The sequence below is a fragment of the Pontibacter sp. YIM B11418 genome (assembly GCF_059278805.1).
Map to the genome: position 1 here is coordinate 390,790 of NZ_JCAEMH010000005.1, position 16,112 is coordinate 406,901.

The window sequence follows — 16,112 nt, forward strand, 5'->3', positions numbered from 1 at the left end:
TATTTATTTATCCCTATATTTCATGGACATTCTACAAACCATGAAAACAATCCACCTCACCATCCTGGCCCTGCTGGTAGCTGGCAGCGCCATCGCCCAACTCCAATCAGGTAGCAGGTTCGCCGGCATACAGGCAGGAGCAGGCTTTTCCAAACCCGACGAGTTTAGTAAAGTCACTTCTTTTGAGGTGGCATCTTCTGTGGGCTACTTTATTAAAGACAAACTAGTAGTTGGCCTCAGTTACGGCTATCAATATGCTGCAAACCGTCAGGAAAGAACCTCAGCACCTGGCAGTTCGAGTACGTTTTATCATTACGACAGCAAAACCATAGCGCACTCTTATAACATAGGACCTATGGCTCGCTACTATGTTAGCTTAAGTAATAAGTTTGCCCTGTTTGCAGAGGGTACAGCTGGCTTTGCGTGGATCAGCACGAGGGCAGAGCACAACTTTATAGGCACCGGGCAGTTCGGTGATCCTACGACTCCAACGGGTGGCTCACAATCCTCATCGACGGCACGCTCAAAAGGACTCTCTCTATTTGGCACCTTGTCACCTGGCCTTGTCTTTTTCCCGAGCTACAGACTAGGTATAGAACTGAAGGCTAATGCCCTGAACTACCAATCTGGTTTTAATCGGGGAAGTGATACAGAGGCTAACCTGAATGTGCACAGGATAAACCTGGGTGCAGGGTTTTACTTTTGATTATAATGTAGAGATTTTTTATAAAACTTATTCAGAACTTCTGTCTATACCTATAAATATCTATATTTACTTAAACAGATCATTTAAATCAAGCTGATGAAACAACTTTACTTTACCCTTATTACTTTTTTATTCCTCTCGCAGGCCTTCGCCCAATCAGATTTCCGCCCGGGTTATATTGTCCAGAATGGCGACACTGCCAGCGGCTTAGTCGACTACCGCGGTGCGCAACGCAATACGCACCAGATCTCCTTTAAAAGCAACAATGATGCTAAACAGCAGGACTTTACACCAACTCAAATACAGGGGTATGGTTTCCGGCAAGAGCAGAAGTACTATGAATCTAAACTGGTGCCGGCTTTTGATACCCTGAGCACAGAACAAACACTTTTTGCACAGCTGCTGGTTAAAGGTAAAGCCAACCTGTACCTCTTGCGTGACCAAATGCAGAAAGACCGCTTCTACATCTCCAAAGACGAAGAGCCGCTCAAGGAACTACGGGTGGAGGACTTTAAACAAAAGAATATGCAGGAAGGCCGCAAACTAGGCCATACCAACCTCATGCGCCGTGAGCTCTATAAACCGCTTCTGATGCAAACTTTCCTGGACTGCAATTCTATCACTGAAACTGATGTAGACAAGGTAGTGCTGGGCCTTAACTCGCTGTCGAGTATCGTTAAGAAATACAATGAGTGTGTTGGTCAGGAGGAGTACAGCAAAGTACCGAAGAAAATACGTGTTGCGCTGGGACCTATTGCAGGTATGAGCAGTTCAACGCTTGCCTATAAGATAGAAGATTCGGATCAGATTTTCGACAACACATCTATTAAGCCTGTGTTGGGTGCCTCATTTAACTTTTCGGTGCCTACTATCAGCGAGAAACTGTCGTTACAGGTAGAAGTGCTGTATGCTCCTAATTATTTCGAGGGGAATCTTCAAGATGACCCGATGGTGCCGGGTGTCTCCACCAGCGAAATCTGGCTGGATGTGAAACATGTGAAAATCCCTGTTATGGCCCGCTATACCTACCCCAAAGGAGTGATCAGACCGTACATCAACATCGGCCCAGTCATTAACCTGGTGGCATCGCAGGAAAATGAGATGACGACCACGTCTACATTCGGTAGCTCAACGCGCACAACTACAAAACCTTTTCTGGAAGATGATGGTTTTCTGACGCTTTCCGGAGGAGTGGCAGCTGGTTTAGGTATCTCTTACCCGGTTTTTAACAAACCGCTTAGCCTGGAAGCACGTTACGAAGTCAACGATGGTGTGTCTCGTTATACAAGTCATTCTACGAGCATCAAGAGCATGTTCCTGGTACTATCTTATAGATTATAGTCTTACCTTGAAGATCCCGTTCGGATCTAAGTATTGATAGAGTATAAATCTGAACGTATCAGTCAGCGACATATGAAGAGGACCGCAGCGTTTAAGCTGCGGTCCTCTTCATATGTCGTGATGCTCTGTTTAATAGTCAACCCGTGGTCACCGCGCCACAACTCTTCTACCGGGCGCATCACTTTGTCCTTTAATATTATGTTGGTATTTCTTATCCACTCAGGCACATCGTCATTTAAATAGGCCTCTATTTTCCGCAGGTTTATAATATATATTTGTTTATCTATATTCAACGCTATTCTACTTTAAAACAACTTAATGAAACAGCTCTACTTAATCTTCATTCTCACTTTCTTAGTCGCTGCACCCACTTTCGCTCAAAAAGATTTCCGGGAAGGCTACATCGTTCAGAACTCCGATACGCTGCAGGGATACGTAGATTACCGGGGGGCAATCCGTAATTCTAAAACCACTACTTTTAAGGCTAATCCAGGTGCTGCAGAGCAAGCCTACTCTCCTGACCAGCTGGCTGGCTATGGCTTTGTAAAAGAAAACAAGGTATACGAGGCGCAAACTATACCTACCGTTGGGGCACAGCCTGTGCTACGTTTATTTTTGCAGGTACTGACAAAAGGCAAAGCCTCTCTTTACTCGTATCGGGATGACTCTGACCTGGACCACTTTTATCTGTCGAAAGGCGGAGGCGACCTGGTGGAACTCAAAGAGAATGTCTACAACAAGAAAGATCCTGAGACAGGCAAAACCTTCCGGATGGTGGATAAGCTATACCTTGGTGTGCTAGGGTCAGCCTTTGCCGACTGCCCCGCCATGTCAGAAGAGCGGTTCAGAAACACAACATACCGACACGGTAGCCTAACCAAAATAGTCAATGACTACAATGAATGCATGGACAGCAACCAGTATGTGCAGCCATCCCGCAAAACGACTGTAAAACCGTATCCTGTGCTCTTTTTCTCAAAGCCCGCGCTGCAAATGACAGGAGAGCACCCTTATTCAGAAGCTTCGTTCAGCACTACCGGTCTGGGTCTGGGAGGTGGAGTAGCCCTCGAAGTTTCCAATCCAACCATCAGCGAAAAGCTAACGCTGGTACTAGAGTTACTTTACACCCCCTATCGCTTCGAAGGTAAGATCAGCGATGTGAATAACTCAGGTAGAACCACACAACACGACATTCTCCTCGATCTGCACTACCTGAAGCTTCCTGCTCAACTACGCTATACCTTTCCCAAAGGGAAGCTCAGACCATTTGTAAACGCCGGAGTATCTTATTCTTATGCTATCAGCACAGACAGAGTAGAAACCAAAACCAGCACCTTTCATAACACCAGCTATACCGAATTGTCAGAAGCCATGCCGGGCAGCATTTTTAAGCAGTACATGTTCGGTGCGCAGGCAGGTATAGGTATCCTGTACCCAATGCATAACAGGGCGCTGCTCATCGAGACGAGGTACGAGACAACAGAGGGTATCTCCAACCTCCGAAGCCTTGCCAGCAGTGTTAAAGGATTCAGCATAATGGCAGGGTATAGGTTTTAGCAAACACCATATACCTTTGTCTAAGATATTCGAAACAGTACAGTCGGGCCTCTGAGTCTTGCTGTGCTGTTTTTTTGTGCTGCCAAAAAATTGCTTTTAGGGACAGAGCCCCGCTCAAACTGTTGCGAGGAGGTATAGCCCCAAGACGACTACAGCACTTTTCCCCCAGGTTGATAATGCTCAATTGCGATGGAGATTGGAAAAGTAACTTATCAGGCAGCTTCATAAGCAGATGACTTTTCTATGTGTTTCGGGCACTAGAAGCTATACCTCCATATACAACCTATCCAAAAAATTACACCAGGAAAGCAGAAGGCCTCTACACTTCAAATTTACTATGTCGGCTCCCTACTGCACAAAAAGTGCAATACCCTGATAACGCAAGGCAACACCATCCTTTGTACAATACATATTCATACTAATCAAACACCCTTAAGCACGCCTAATATTGTTTATGATTATTTAGCGATACAAAAGATAGCAATCAGCATAAATATATTACATTTGTTGTTGTATATAATTTGCTTCATATCACTAATAACCATATTATTGCTCTCAAATTGAAATCGATAAAGTTGACAGCAGAATTACTTATTATAACTATTTTACGTTTTTGATATAACTGAAATTATAACAATAAATATAAACCAGCACTATTAATAGTATTAAGGGCTGTTTGTATCATTAATGCAACCTCATTTTTTTCATATTAGCCAAATCCCAACCTGCTTATGTCAAACATTTACTCCCCCTGGAGCATTGTACCAAATTTATTACTACGCACCACCTCCATCAGCACGGAGCTTCCCGCAACTTCTCTGCGTCTGATTTACCAGTGCATTACAATAGCCAAGCGTGTAATCTCTACCTTCGGCATGCCTTCCCCGTGCTCCTACAAAGAGCTAAACTTGTCCACTACCGTACCGGTAGCTTCTGCTGCATCCTACAGACTCCATTCCTATATCGACAGGTAGGTATATGCAACCTATTACAAAAGCTACCACCCTGCTTTTGCTTTTACTCAGTTTTTATGCACAGGCAACCTCCTATTACATCAGCCCCGCAGGAAACGATCTTAATTCCGGCCTAAGAAGTGACGCAGCCTGGACAAGTATTGCGAAAGTAAACTCCACCGCCTTTCAACCAGGCGACTCTATCCTTTTCGAAGGAGGTGCTACCTTCTCAGGAGGTATTGAATTTGGTGCGAATGTAAAAGGCACTCCCAGCGCCCCTATTTACATTGGATCCTACGGAACGGGCAGTGCTACTATCAGCAGTGGAGATGCAAGCGGGCTCTTTGTTTATAATTCAGCGGGCTTTAAAGTGCATAACATAATCTTTAAAGGTTCCGGGCGTGAGACCAACAAAGGCTGCGGTGTCGACTTCTATATGGACCTCCCTAATACCAGGCTGGCCTACATTGCCATAGACAACGTGGAAGCGTTTGGCTACGGAGAGGTGGGGATAACCGTTGGGAGTTACAATGGCACAAGTGGTTTTGATAATGTCTCTATCACCTATTGCACTGCACATGACAACGGCGATAAGGGCATTGGCACCTATGCTTTTGATTATAAAATAGGCCACAAGAATGTATACATCGCCCATTCCAAAGCCTACAACAATGCTGGTATACCTACCAGGAACTGGCTGCACAGCGGCAATGGCATCGTAATGGGCGGCGTAGACGGTGGCATCATTGAGTATTGCGAATCCTATAACAATGGCTGGGAGAATGGCTGGACCTCCGGCGGACCTGTCGGCATTTGGGGCTACATGTGCAACAACCTGATCATACAGTATAACGAGTCCCACAATAATAAGACCGGCACCTCAAAAGACGGGGGCGGCTTTGATATTGACGGGGGTAGCACCAACTCAATTATGCAGTACAACTACTCCCACAACAACGAGGGAGCAGGTTATCTGTTGGCCCAGTTTGACAAAGCCCCTGCCATGAACAACATCATCGTACGCTACAACATAAGTGAAAACGATGGCAGGAAAAATGGATACGGAGCCATTCATGTGTGGTCTTCAACGGCCACTGGAACAACAGCCATCCAGAATGCACAAATCTACAACAACACGGTATACCTGTCGCCGGCAGCTAGTGGCAGTCCGAAAGCGGTCTGGGTACAGGCTGGCGGTGCCTCCCAGGTCACATTCCGGAACAATATATTTGTAACGACTGGCGGCGTAGACCTGATGAACGTCGAGGTGCCCTCTAAGGTCCGTTTCGAAGGCAACAACTACTGGTCATCGGGAGGCAATTCTGCATTCCAGTGGAATAAAATCAGACACGCAACCCTTTCAACTTGGCAAACGGCTACAGGCCAGGAAATGAGAAACGCAGTATCGGTGGGTCACTTCCTGGATCCTAAACTCAGGGACCCGGGAAAGGACGTTACCATTTCTGATTCCCACAGGCTGTACACGCTCAAAGGCTACGAACTTCAAGACGATTCCCCGCTGATTGGGAAGGCGTTTGATCTGAAGAAAGAATTCGCTTTGGATCCGGGCCAGACCGACTACTGGGGGAACAGCATCAGAGAGCGTAATGATCTCTGCATTGGGGCGCACCAACTAACAGACAACAGCACGGCCTGTGAGCAGGGAGGCGTGATTCCACTGGCTTTCGGGTTTGCTGAAGGCGGGGCATACGCAGGTCGCGGTGTCACCAGCGGAGGCTTATTCGATCCCTTGCTAGCCGGAATAGGCAACCATGCCCTGCGCTATACCTACCTGGACACTGAAGGCCTTTCGCAGGTGAGCCATCACACAGTTACCGTGCTGGATACAACCGAATCTATCTGGACAGGAAGCTCCGGCACGTCCAATTGGTTTGAAACTAAAAACTGGAGCACCTGTGTGCCGGGTGCCGGGATCGATGTGCTGATACCTACAGTTCTGGCTGAAGGAAGCGTATTGCCTGCCATCAAAACCAATGAACACGCTTTGACTCGCGATTTGTCCGCTGAAGGTTTGCTTGTCATTGATCAGGGAGGCACTCTGGAAATCAGGAATGACTTGCTGACTGCCAATCTGTCCGCAGCGCCACTTTCCCATATTAAACTGCACAGTGAGTCTCTACAACATATAGCCGCCGCGCCATTCGGGAAACTTCATCTATCAGGGACAGGTAGGAAGAAGCTGACAGGCTCTGTCACAGTCAGCGACCAACTTGTTTTGGACCAGACGCGGCTGGAATTGGGTGACCACGACCTCTCACTTACTGGTACGGGGAGTATCCTAAACTATAGCCCTACCAGTTTCATCATTACTAATGGGACCGGCGCTTTGACCATTGAGGATCTGGGACCAGGCAAGACCGGCATTTTTCCGGTCGGCACCGAAGATAGCTATAACCCGGTCAGGCTCAGGAACGAAGGAGTCATTGATGACTTTAGCGTACAGGTGGAGGAAAGGATAAAATCTTTATCTGCAGAAGCAGATAGCGTGGAAGAAGTCGCCATCAACAAAGTCTGGCATATTTCAGAAGCGACCCCGGGAGGATCCAACGTTTCCATGATTCTGCAGTGGAATACGTCGGATGAACTCCCCAATTTTAGCAGAACAGAAAGCTATGTGAGCCACTTTGAGGACGGAGACTGGAACGCGATGGAAAGCAGCATGGGAAACATCACCAACGGCTCCATGCCAGACACCTATGCCATCCTTTTAACAGGAGTAACTTCTTTCTCCCCCTTCAGTGTAGTCAGTCCCAGCAGATCTCCTATACCTTTGCCTGTATCACTTGTAGCTCTTACAGCGGAACAACGTGATTTTGATGTCCTGCTGGAGTGGGCGACAGCATCAGAGCTCAACAATCATGGCTTTGAGGTGGAGGTTTCGGAGGATGCAAGAAACTTCCGAAAAATCGCTTTTGTCGAAAGCAGGGCAGTCAACACGCAAATTAAACAGTTCTACAGCTTCCGGGATAAAGGTATCCATCAAAATGGCACCCGCTATTATCGGCTCCGACAGGTAGACCTGGATGGCACTGCTACCTTTTCGCAGATAAAAGCAGTGTCATTCAACAAACCCACTGTAAGGCTATCGGCCTACCCGAATCCTTTTGACGATGTTGTCACACTGGAGTTGGAGGCGCTTGAGGAGCAGGATCTTTTACTCACAATTACAGACAGCCAGGGCAAGAAACTTTACGACAAGTCACTCAGGGTGCAGAAAGGCTTTGTGAAAATGCCTTTGGATTTAAGCGCTTTGTCATCGTCGAGTGTATATGTTCTCACTGTTTATTACAACAACAAGACACATTATCTAAAGCTACTGCAAAATTAGCGAACCGTCAATACCAAGGGCTTTCAAAAAACTATAACCACAGAGCAGCAGCTAATTAATATATGGCCACCAACACTTAGTAAGGTTACTCAGTGTTGGTGGCTTTTTTATGCTTTCGAAGGCGAGATCATCTGTACAGTCTTTTATCTTCCATAAGCCATAGTGTCAGTGTATTAGCTATTTCAAAGAAAGCACAGTGAGTTCATCTGAAAAATTAAAACATACGTATATTATACCATTAATCATGAAAATTATATTATCGCTATCAAATCTGCCTTAAAGTATCTGCCAAGCCAATCCGCAAAGCAGGCTTTTTAACAATATACCTTTATGCCCGAAGTACATACAGTCTGGGATTGGGAGATTTCCAGCAAGACCAGTTATTGGGGAGCAACCTGGAGAGAGATGTGGTCTTTCCGACACTTGCTGGCGGGCCTGGTAAAAAGAAACTTCCTGCTGAAGTACCAGCAGACAGTGTTGGGGCCATTCTGGATTCTTTTTCCACCGCTGCTTACACTGGTTACCTACATACTGGTGTTCGGCAAGTTCATCGGTATACCTACGGGCACGCTGCCTCCTACGCTCTTTTACTTTGCAGGCATCATACTCTGGAGTTTTTTTAATGACAGTTTCTCCGGAACGGCCACCACGTTCAGGGACAATGCGCATCTTTTCAGCAAGGTATACTTCCCGCGTATTATCATCCCCTTATCGGTTATCAGCACACAGCTATACAATTTCGGTATACAGCTCTTATTGCTACTGCTGATGTTGGTGTACTTTTGGTTCTTCCAGGACCTGACCTTGCATATAGGCTTAGGACTTCTATGGCTTCCGGTGGCGGTTATAACAACAGCAGTACTGGCTATGGCCATGGGCTTGTTCTTTTCGGTGCTTACGGCAAAGTACCGCGACTTCAGCTATGTGATCGGTCTGGGAGTTCGCCTCTTTATGTACGTCACGCCCGTTATTTACCCCTTATCCGCGGTTCCGGAAAAAGTGCGCTGGATCGTACAGTTAAATCCTTTGGCCCCTTTGTTTGAATTGTTCCGCCTGTCGCTGCTGGGAGAGGGAACGGTGTCGCCCTGGCAGCTAGTCTACAGCATTCTGTTCACGTTAGTACTGTTCACGGCATCTCTCCTCCTGTTCAACAAGCAGGGAGACAAACTAATAGACGTTGTGTAGCCCGGTATGACAGATAAAATTATACAGGTAGAAAACATCTCCAAGCTATACCGTCTGGGCACGATTGGTACGGGCTCTTTCAGGCAGGACCTGCAGCAGTGGTGGAACCAGTACGTGCTGCAGAAAAAGGATCCTTTTTTCGAAATGGGCGCCACTGCTCCGGAAGTTGGCGCACGAGGCCAGATCTGGGCGCTCCGGGATATTAATTTCGATGTCTTACAGGGTGAGTCACTGGGAATTATTGGTAGCAACGGCTCTGGCAAGTCAACACTGCTTAAAATCATATCTCGTATAGTGAAGCCAACTACCGGCACTGTGAAGGGCCGTGGCAAGGTAAGCAGTCTGCTCGAAGTGGGGACAGGTTTCAACAAAGAACTAACAGGCCGTGAGAATATTTTTATAAGCGGCTACATACTAGGTATGAGCAAAACCGAGGTAGCGACCAAGTTTGACGAAATAGTGGCCTTTTCAGGTATAGAGGAGTTTATCGACACACCTGTCAAACGCTATTCCTCTGGCATGTATGTGCGTTTGGCCTTTGCGGTGGCCGCCCACCTCGAGCCGGACATACTCATAGTGGATGAAGTGCTGGCGGTTGGTGATGCCGATTTCCAGAAGAAGTGCTTGGGCAAGATGAAGGAAGTTTCCGAGGCCGAAGGACGGACTATCCTTTTTGTGAGCCATAACATGCAAGCCATCAACACTCTTTGCGATAGGGCTATCTGGTTAGATAAGGGCGTTATGAAAGAAATAGGCTCTTCTTCAGTAGTCATTAACAGGTATATTTCCAGCATGCAGAAGTTCCAGCTGAAACAGCAATGGCCTACCATCAAGGAAGCTCCCGGAAATGACCACATACGCTTTGAGTACGTCGAGCTCGTTCCGCATACAGAATATACTGATGGGATCATCGATGTACGGACACCCCTGACGGTAAAATTCCGGTTCTTGAACATGTCGGATGATATGGACATCAGCGTTGGCCTGGTCTTGTTCTCGTACAGTGGGGATTGTATTTTCGACCTGCTCTCACCGGCCGTTTTTTGCAGCAGGGGTCTCGTGGAGGGCGAATGCAACATACCGGGCAATTTCCTCAATGATGGCTCTTATTATATCAGCCTGCACGTTGCCAGAGACATATCCATACAATTGTACTATTTTGAAGAATGCCTCTCTTTCGATGTGGAAGACTATAGAGCAGGTATAAATTACTTTGACAAATGGTGGGGCGCTGTTCGTCCCAATTTCCCTTTTTTACTTCAGCAGAAAGAGGTCGCCATCCAGTAACAAACTGACATCACCCGCTATGAACAACCCGCTGATATCGGTCATCATTCCCTGTTACAACCTGGGGCACCTGCTCCAGGATGCCCTAGACAGCGTCTTTAGGCAAACTTATAAAAACACGGAAATTATCGTGATAGATGATGGTTCGACGGACGACACCAAAATAGTAGCGCTTCGTAACACGAGGGTACGTTATTTTCACCAGCAAAACCAAGGCCCCTCGGCTGCCAGAAATGTTGGCCTTCAGCATTTTAAGGGCGAGTGCGTCGTATTTTTGGATGCAGATGATTATCTCTACGATGATGCGCTCACTATCAATTACGGGTACCTCGCTAAAAACGAACAGCTTGCTTTCGTATCAGGAAGCCATGACAAGGTCTATGTTCAAAGCGGGGACATCGTGCCGGTCGTCAAAACAGTGCCCACTGACCACTACCTGAACTTGCTGAAAGGAAACTACATCGGGATGCATGCTGCTGTTATGTACAGAAGAAGGGTGTTCGACGAGTTCAAATTCAATTCATCCCTAAGAGGTTGTGAGGAGTACGACCTGTACCTAAGAATAGCCAGAAAATACCCGGTGTCGCACCATCCTCATAAAATGGCGGCTTACCGTTTTCACAAAGCCAATTCCTCTCGCAACATTCCGCTCATGTTGAACACTGCCATCAGGGTATTGAAGGGCCAGGAGCCTTATTTGAAAAACAAAGCTGAAAGGCAGGCTTATACCGAAGGGCTGAAAAACTGGAAGCAATACTATGTGCATGAGCTGCATGCAAACATACATGGCGGTAATAAGTTTTCAGCTGTTGATTACTATACCTTGTTCAAGTATATGAATGGCACGTCCATGAACACACAAATGGTCAGTTCGGTACTGGCTACTTTATCCAGGCATGTGATAAAGAAAATTCCTTCCGGCAGAATCAGAAAGAAGCTAACAGCACTTCTCCCTAAAGAGGGAACTCCTCCCACCGGGAAAGTAAAGCCGGGCGATTTTCATCAGACGCTCCCTTTTAGCACGCAGTTTGGCTACGACAGAGGCGGACCGGTTGACCGTTATTATATTGAAAACTTTCTGAGCAACGAGTCCCTCTATGTGCGCGGGAGGGTTCTGGAGATTGGCGACAACTCCTATACCTTGTTTTATGGCAGTGACAGAGTTACGAAGAGTGATATTCTGCATGTAAATGATTCGAATCCAAACGCCACCATCATTGGTGACATCAGTGATGCACCTCACATACCTGACAATACTTTTGACAGCATCATACTGACTCAAACACTGCACCTTATTTATAATTTCAAAGACGCGCTCCATACCTGTTACCGTATACTCAAACCCGGTGGCACACTGCTTCTTACCGTGCCGGGCATCACCCCAATCGATCATGGTGAGTGGGCTGACATTTGGTACTGGTCATTTACCGATAAGTCCATGAGAAAACTCATGGAAGAAACCTTCCCTGGAAGTAATGCAGAGGTATACCCATACGGCAATGTATTTACAGCGACCGCCTTCCTGTATGGCATGGGACTTCCAGAGTTATCGTACGACAAATTCAGTTTTAATGACCCCCATTTTCAGGTGACTATCACAGTTAAAGCAACAAAAGCTATACCCCTTTGATCAGAGCCCTTATCCATACACTGAAAAATTGGCACGAGCCTAAAGCTATTGTGCTCATGTACCACCGTGTAGCAACTTTAGAAACAGATGTGTGGCGGCTGGCGGTGAACCCTACCCATTTCGAGGAGCATCTGCAGATTTTAAGAAGAAACTGGGAGGTAATATCTCTCTCAGATCTGGCAGGGGACCTCCAAAACAGAAAGCTTAGGAACAATAGCGTCGCCATCACGTTCGATGACGGATATGCAGATAACTTCCTGACAGCAAAACCTCTCCTGGAGAAATACCGGCTGCCTGCCACTTTTTTTATCAGCTCCTCAACTATCGGGCAGCAAACAGAATTCTGGTGGGATGAGTTAGAAAACCTCGTTTTGCAAACAGAAAACCTTCCCCAAACCCTAAATCTAGAAATAGAGGGCACTCCCATACAATTTGATCTTGGTCCGGAAAGCCGGCTAACAGCAGACAGGCAGGCGCGACAGAATCGATGGAAAGCCTACGTAAACGAACCCCCAACTTTACGATGCGACCTCTACCTAAAACTATGGCAGGCTTTAAAGTCTCTCACACAGCAGTCACAACAAGAGCACCTGCAACAGCTTAGAAACTGGGCAGGTTTGGCTGAGCCTAAAATTCGCCCCCTACACCGCAGCATGACATGGAAGGAGTTGCAGGAATTAGGACAAAGCAACTTTTGCCATATTGGAGCGCACACAGTTTCACACCCGGATCTTGCTGGTCTTAGCCTACAGGCACAGGAGGAGGAAATAAGGGAGAACAAAGTATTTCTGGAGAAAGTGGTTGGTAAAAACGTGGAGTTGTTCGCCTACCCCTATGGTAGCTACAGTAAAGAAACAGTCAGAATAGCTGCTAACGAAAATTTTTCTGCCGCTGTCACGACAAACGGCAATCTGGTAAGATTGTCTTCAGATGGGATGGAGTTAGGCAGATTCCTAGTAAATGATTGGCCTGGTCTAAAACTGGAAGGATATTTAAAATCATGGCTGAAGTGACGAGCGGGCAATCTTACTGCTTCTTGTTTCAAAACCTGCTTGTACCCAACCTGTTGATTTAGGTATCCTATTTGCCTGATCACTCCATTTACCCAGGTACTTTAAAAAGGCCATTTTGAGAAAAATATTAACTAAACAAAAAGTAAATCCGAAGGAAAACCTTAGACTTATTACCAGCTATGGAACGCATTCCCTCCTCGCCCCCCGTCATAAAACCGCTGACATCCTCAGCTAAGCGACCTCTTTGGTCCGTTATGATACCTGTATACAACTGCGCTAAGTTCCTGCCACACACATTGGAGAGCGTATTGGCACAAAACATTCCCCAGGAAGAAATGCAAATAGAGGTGGTGGATGACGCCAGCAAGGACGCTGACGTAGAGCAGCTTGTGATGGCAATCGGAAAAGGCAGAATCGGGTATTACAGACAGCAACAGAACGTGGGTAGTCTGCGCAACTTTGAAACCTGTATCAACAGGGCGCAAGGCCATTTAGTACACATCCTCCACGGTGATGATCGGGTAAAGATTGGCTATTACTCTGCAATTCAGAATCTATTTGAAGCATACCCTGGCGCCGGGGCTGCCTTTTGCCGGTACCACCACATTGATGAAGCAAATAATGTCTTAAAGCCGAGAATAACTAATGATGTTGAGAAAAGTGGCTTGTTTGAAAACTTCCTGTTACACATCGCTGAAAGGCAGCATGTGCAGTATGCTACGATTACAGTAAAGCGGGAAGTTTATGAACAACTCGGCTCTTTTTATGCAGTCACTTACGGCGAAGACTGGGAAATGTGGGCACGTATAGCCAGGCACTACCCTGTTGCCTACACCTCAGCGATCCTGGCGGAGTACCGGAAACATACCAATTCTATTTCAGGGGCAAAGTTCTTAACCGGGGAATATCTGGCAGATACGGCCTATGTTTTTCAACTGATTCAGCAGCACCTGCCACCAGAGCATCGCCAGCAAGTTCTTAAAAGAGCACAGAAGAATTTTGCACACTATGGTCTTGGAATAGCAAATGTTTTATGGAAACAGCATAAAAACAAAAACTACGTTCTGGCTAATCTCAGGCAGGTATTTAAGATGTACATGGATACCACAATTTGTCTCAAAGCTGCTAAAATCATAGCTAAAATGGCCTTGAACAGGCCTTAGTTTACTTAATAATGCCTCTCCAGTAATTCCAGCACATCACTATTGTCCCTTGCGTGGTAAATTTCTGCACCTGACAAAGCAGGGAAGATAGTATGAAATTCGTTATACCTGTGCTCATGCCCGCGCTTCGAAAGAATGATGTTCTTTCCGCCGAAATAACTCGCCAAGGCAGCAGTCCCTCCATGTACGGACAAGAAGCGCTCACAATTAGCGTACAGCATCAGCTGAAAGTGATTGTAATTATTCACCTGCTCACTGTACTTCAGGTATAGGTCTTCTGCCAGCAACACGTCCGGAAAGTTTTCCCTGATGTGCTCCGCTTCGTTCAGTTCATAGATATCGCTGTTGTCCATTACGATGTAGTTCGCACCGGGACGATTGTATACGATCTGGTACTTGTGTCTGTACTTACTTAGAATCCGGTCCAGTGTATCGATACCAAAAAAGTTAATCGGCCCCTGCCCCCACTCATTGTTATACTTATTGGCAATAATGAGGAGCGGTTTCTCATAGGCAAACAGGGCGTTGGTGTAGTGCTTCTTCAGCGGAACCTGTGCCCATTTATCGAAATGTACATCCTGGCAATGGTACATATTCGGTATCTCAAAACTCTCTTGCGGCAATCGCCAAATCCGCTTGTCGTACCGCTCTTCGTGGTTCTTGCTAAAAAAATAGAGCTCCCTGGTGTATTTAGAGGACACGGTATTGGCTAAAGTCCCATTTAAGAAATGCCAGTAGGCAAAGGGCAAAACAAAAGTCAATTCCTGCTGGAATTCCTGTCTGTATTCTATCGACTTGTACTTGGGCTTGGTGACGTAATCTTTTATTGCATACCTGGATTGCAGCAAACGAGCATACGTGTTTGCCCCGGTAAAAAATTCTGGGGTACCATAACTGAAGGAACCCTTCAAGCGGTGCATGACTCGCTTAAAGAAAACAAGTAAAGAACCTGGTTCGGATGCTCTAACTGGTTCGGAGACGCTGGCGGATGCTACTACACTTTTCTTCAACGTACGGCTAGGTATAATTTCCTAACTTTTACGTCTTTATAAATCTATAACTCGGTTGTCAATGCATATACTTGGCGAATCAATTAAATTAAAGGGTGAAAACATTATATTATTTATTTAAAGGTACTTCAAAGCTTCTATTCTACTAGATTAGGCATACACAGGTATTTCTTTAAGTTGGTTATTGGGGGTCTGGTCGAACTTGGACATTCCTTTTCGAAAGCTGATATCAAGTTCTATACAGCCTATGTTTCTTAAAGCAAATTCTTAACAAACTCACGTATAATAAGTTATCTTACATTACTCTTCCCAACCTGAATCAGATACACCTCTAAAAATAAAAAGACGCACATGATCATGTGCGTCTTTTTATTTTTAGAGGTGTCGGTTGTCCTAATCAAGATCACGGTCACCGCGACGTAATTCTTCTACCGAGCGCATTACTTTATCCTTCAGACCAACCTTATACTTCTCCAGCTTATCTGCCACGGCGGCGTTGGAAGCACCGATAATCTGAGCAGCCAGTATACCTGCATTCAGGGCGCCGTCGAGTGCCACAGTGGCCACCGGCACGCCGCCCGGCATTTGCAGGATCGACAGTACAGAGTCCCAGCCGTCGATGGAGTTACTTGATTTAACTGGCACGCCGATAACCGGCAATGTCGTGATCGAGGCCACCATACCGGGTAGATGAGCTGCTCCGCCTGCTCCGGCGATGATCACCTTCAAGCCTTTTTTGCGGGCCTGCTCTGCGTATTCAAACATGCGGTGCGGGGTACGGTGCGCCGACACGATCGTGATCTCGAAAGGCACGCCTAGGTTTTCCAGTATCTCAGCTGCCGCTTCCATCACTTTCATGTCAGACTGGCTGCCCATGATGATGCCTACCAGCGACTGCGTTGTTGTTTCATTAGCCAT

12 protein-coding genes are annotated in these 16,112 nt (G+C 46.4%); 10 read left to right on the forward strand and 2 right to left on the reverse strand.

Annotated features, from left to right (window positions below; all coding sequences use genetic code 11):
- Positions 1-40 precede the first annotated feature (40 nt).
- The 10 genes from AC4QZR_RS14540 to AC4QZR_RS14585 all read left to right on the forward strand — a co-directional run bounded on the left by AC4QZR_RS14540 (position 41) and on the right by AC4QZR_RS14585 (position 14,184).
- Complete coding sequence (locus tag AC4QZR_RS14540) at positions 41-706, forward strand: outer membrane beta-barrel protein (protein ID WP_494481566.1); 666 nt, start codon at positions 41-43, stop codon at positions 704-706.
- 96 nt (positions 707-802) lie between these two features.
- Positions 803-2,047 (forward strand): porin family protein, encoded by a 1,245-nt coding sequence (locus AC4QZR_RS14545; protein ID WP_494481567.1) that lies wholly within the window; start codon positions 803-805, stop codon positions 2,045-2,047.
- A gap of 318 nt (positions 2,048-2,365) precedes the next feature.
- Complete coding sequence (locus AC4QZR_RS14550) at positions 2,366-3,604, forward strand: outer membrane beta-barrel protein (protein WP_494481568.1); 1,239 nt, start codon at positions 2,366-2,368, stop codon at positions 3,602-3,604.
- A gap of 731 nt (positions 3,605-4,335) precedes the next feature.
- On the forward strand, positions 4,336-4,578 hold the full coding sequence (locus tag AC4QZR_RS14555; protein WP_494481569.1) for a hypothetical protein: 243 nt from the start codon (positions 4,336-4,338) through the stop codon (positions 4,576-4,578).
- A 4-nt stretch (positions 4,579-4,582) separates the two neighbouring features.
- The gene (locus tag AC4QZR_RS14560; protein ID WP_494481570.1) at positions 4,583-7,906 is read left to right on the forward strand and encodes a T9SS type A sorting domain-containing protein; all 3,324 of its coding nucleotides are present in this window, start codon (positions 4,583-4,585) and stop codon (positions 7,904-7,906) included.
- A 330-nt stretch (positions 7,907-8,236) separates the two neighbouring features.
- Positions 8,237-9,091, forward strand: coding sequence for an ABC transporter permease (locus AC4QZR_RS14565; RefSeq protein ID WP_494481571.1), 855 nt, complete (start codon positions 8,237-8,239; stop codon positions 9,089-9,091).
- Between the two features lie 6 nt (positions 9,092-9,097).
- The gene (locus AC4QZR_RS14570) at positions 9,098-10,378 is read left to right on the forward strand and encodes an ABC transporter ATP-binding protein (RefSeq protein WP_494481572.1); all 1,281 of its coding nucleotides are present in this window, start codon (positions 9,098-9,100) and stop codon (positions 10,376-10,378) included.
- 19 nt (positions 10,379-10,397) lie between these two features.
- Positions 10,398-12,008, forward strand: a complete 1,611-nt coding sequence (locus tag AC4QZR_RS14575; protein WP_494481573.1) for a glycosyltransferase — start codon at positions 10,398-10,400, stop codon at positions 12,006-12,008.
- The gene (locus tag AC4QZR_RS14580) at positions 12,005-13,021 is read left to right on the forward strand and encodes a polysaccharide deacetylase family protein (RefSeq protein WP_494481574.1); all 1,017 of its coding nucleotides are present in this window, start codon (positions 12,005-12,007) and stop codon (positions 13,019-13,021) included. Before AC4QZR_RS14575 ends, AC4QZR_RS14580 begins: the two co-directional genes overlap by 4 nt.
- Before the next feature lie 179 nt (positions 13,022-13,200).
- On the forward strand, positions 13,201-14,184 hold the full coding sequence (locus tag AC4QZR_RS14585) for a glycosyltransferase family 2 protein (protein WP_494481575.1): 984 nt from the start codon (positions 13,201-13,203) through the stop codon (positions 14,182-14,184).
- 5 nt (positions 14,185-14,189) lie between these two features.
- Here the strand turns inward: AC4QZR_RS14585 and AC4QZR_RS14590 are convergent, their stop codons facing one another.
- Positions 14,190-15,104, reverse strand: coding sequence for a hypothetical protein (locus AC4QZR_RS14590; protein WP_494481576.1), 915 nt, complete (start codon positions 15,102-15,104; stop codon positions 14,190-14,192).
- A gap of 483 nt (positions 15,105-15,587) precedes the next feature.
- Complete coding sequence (purE, locus tag AC4QZR_RS14595) at positions 15,588-16,112, reverse strand: 5-(carboxyamino)imidazole ribonucleotide mutase (RefSeq protein ID WP_494481577.1); 525 nt, start codon at positions 16,110-16,112, stop codon at positions 15,588-15,590.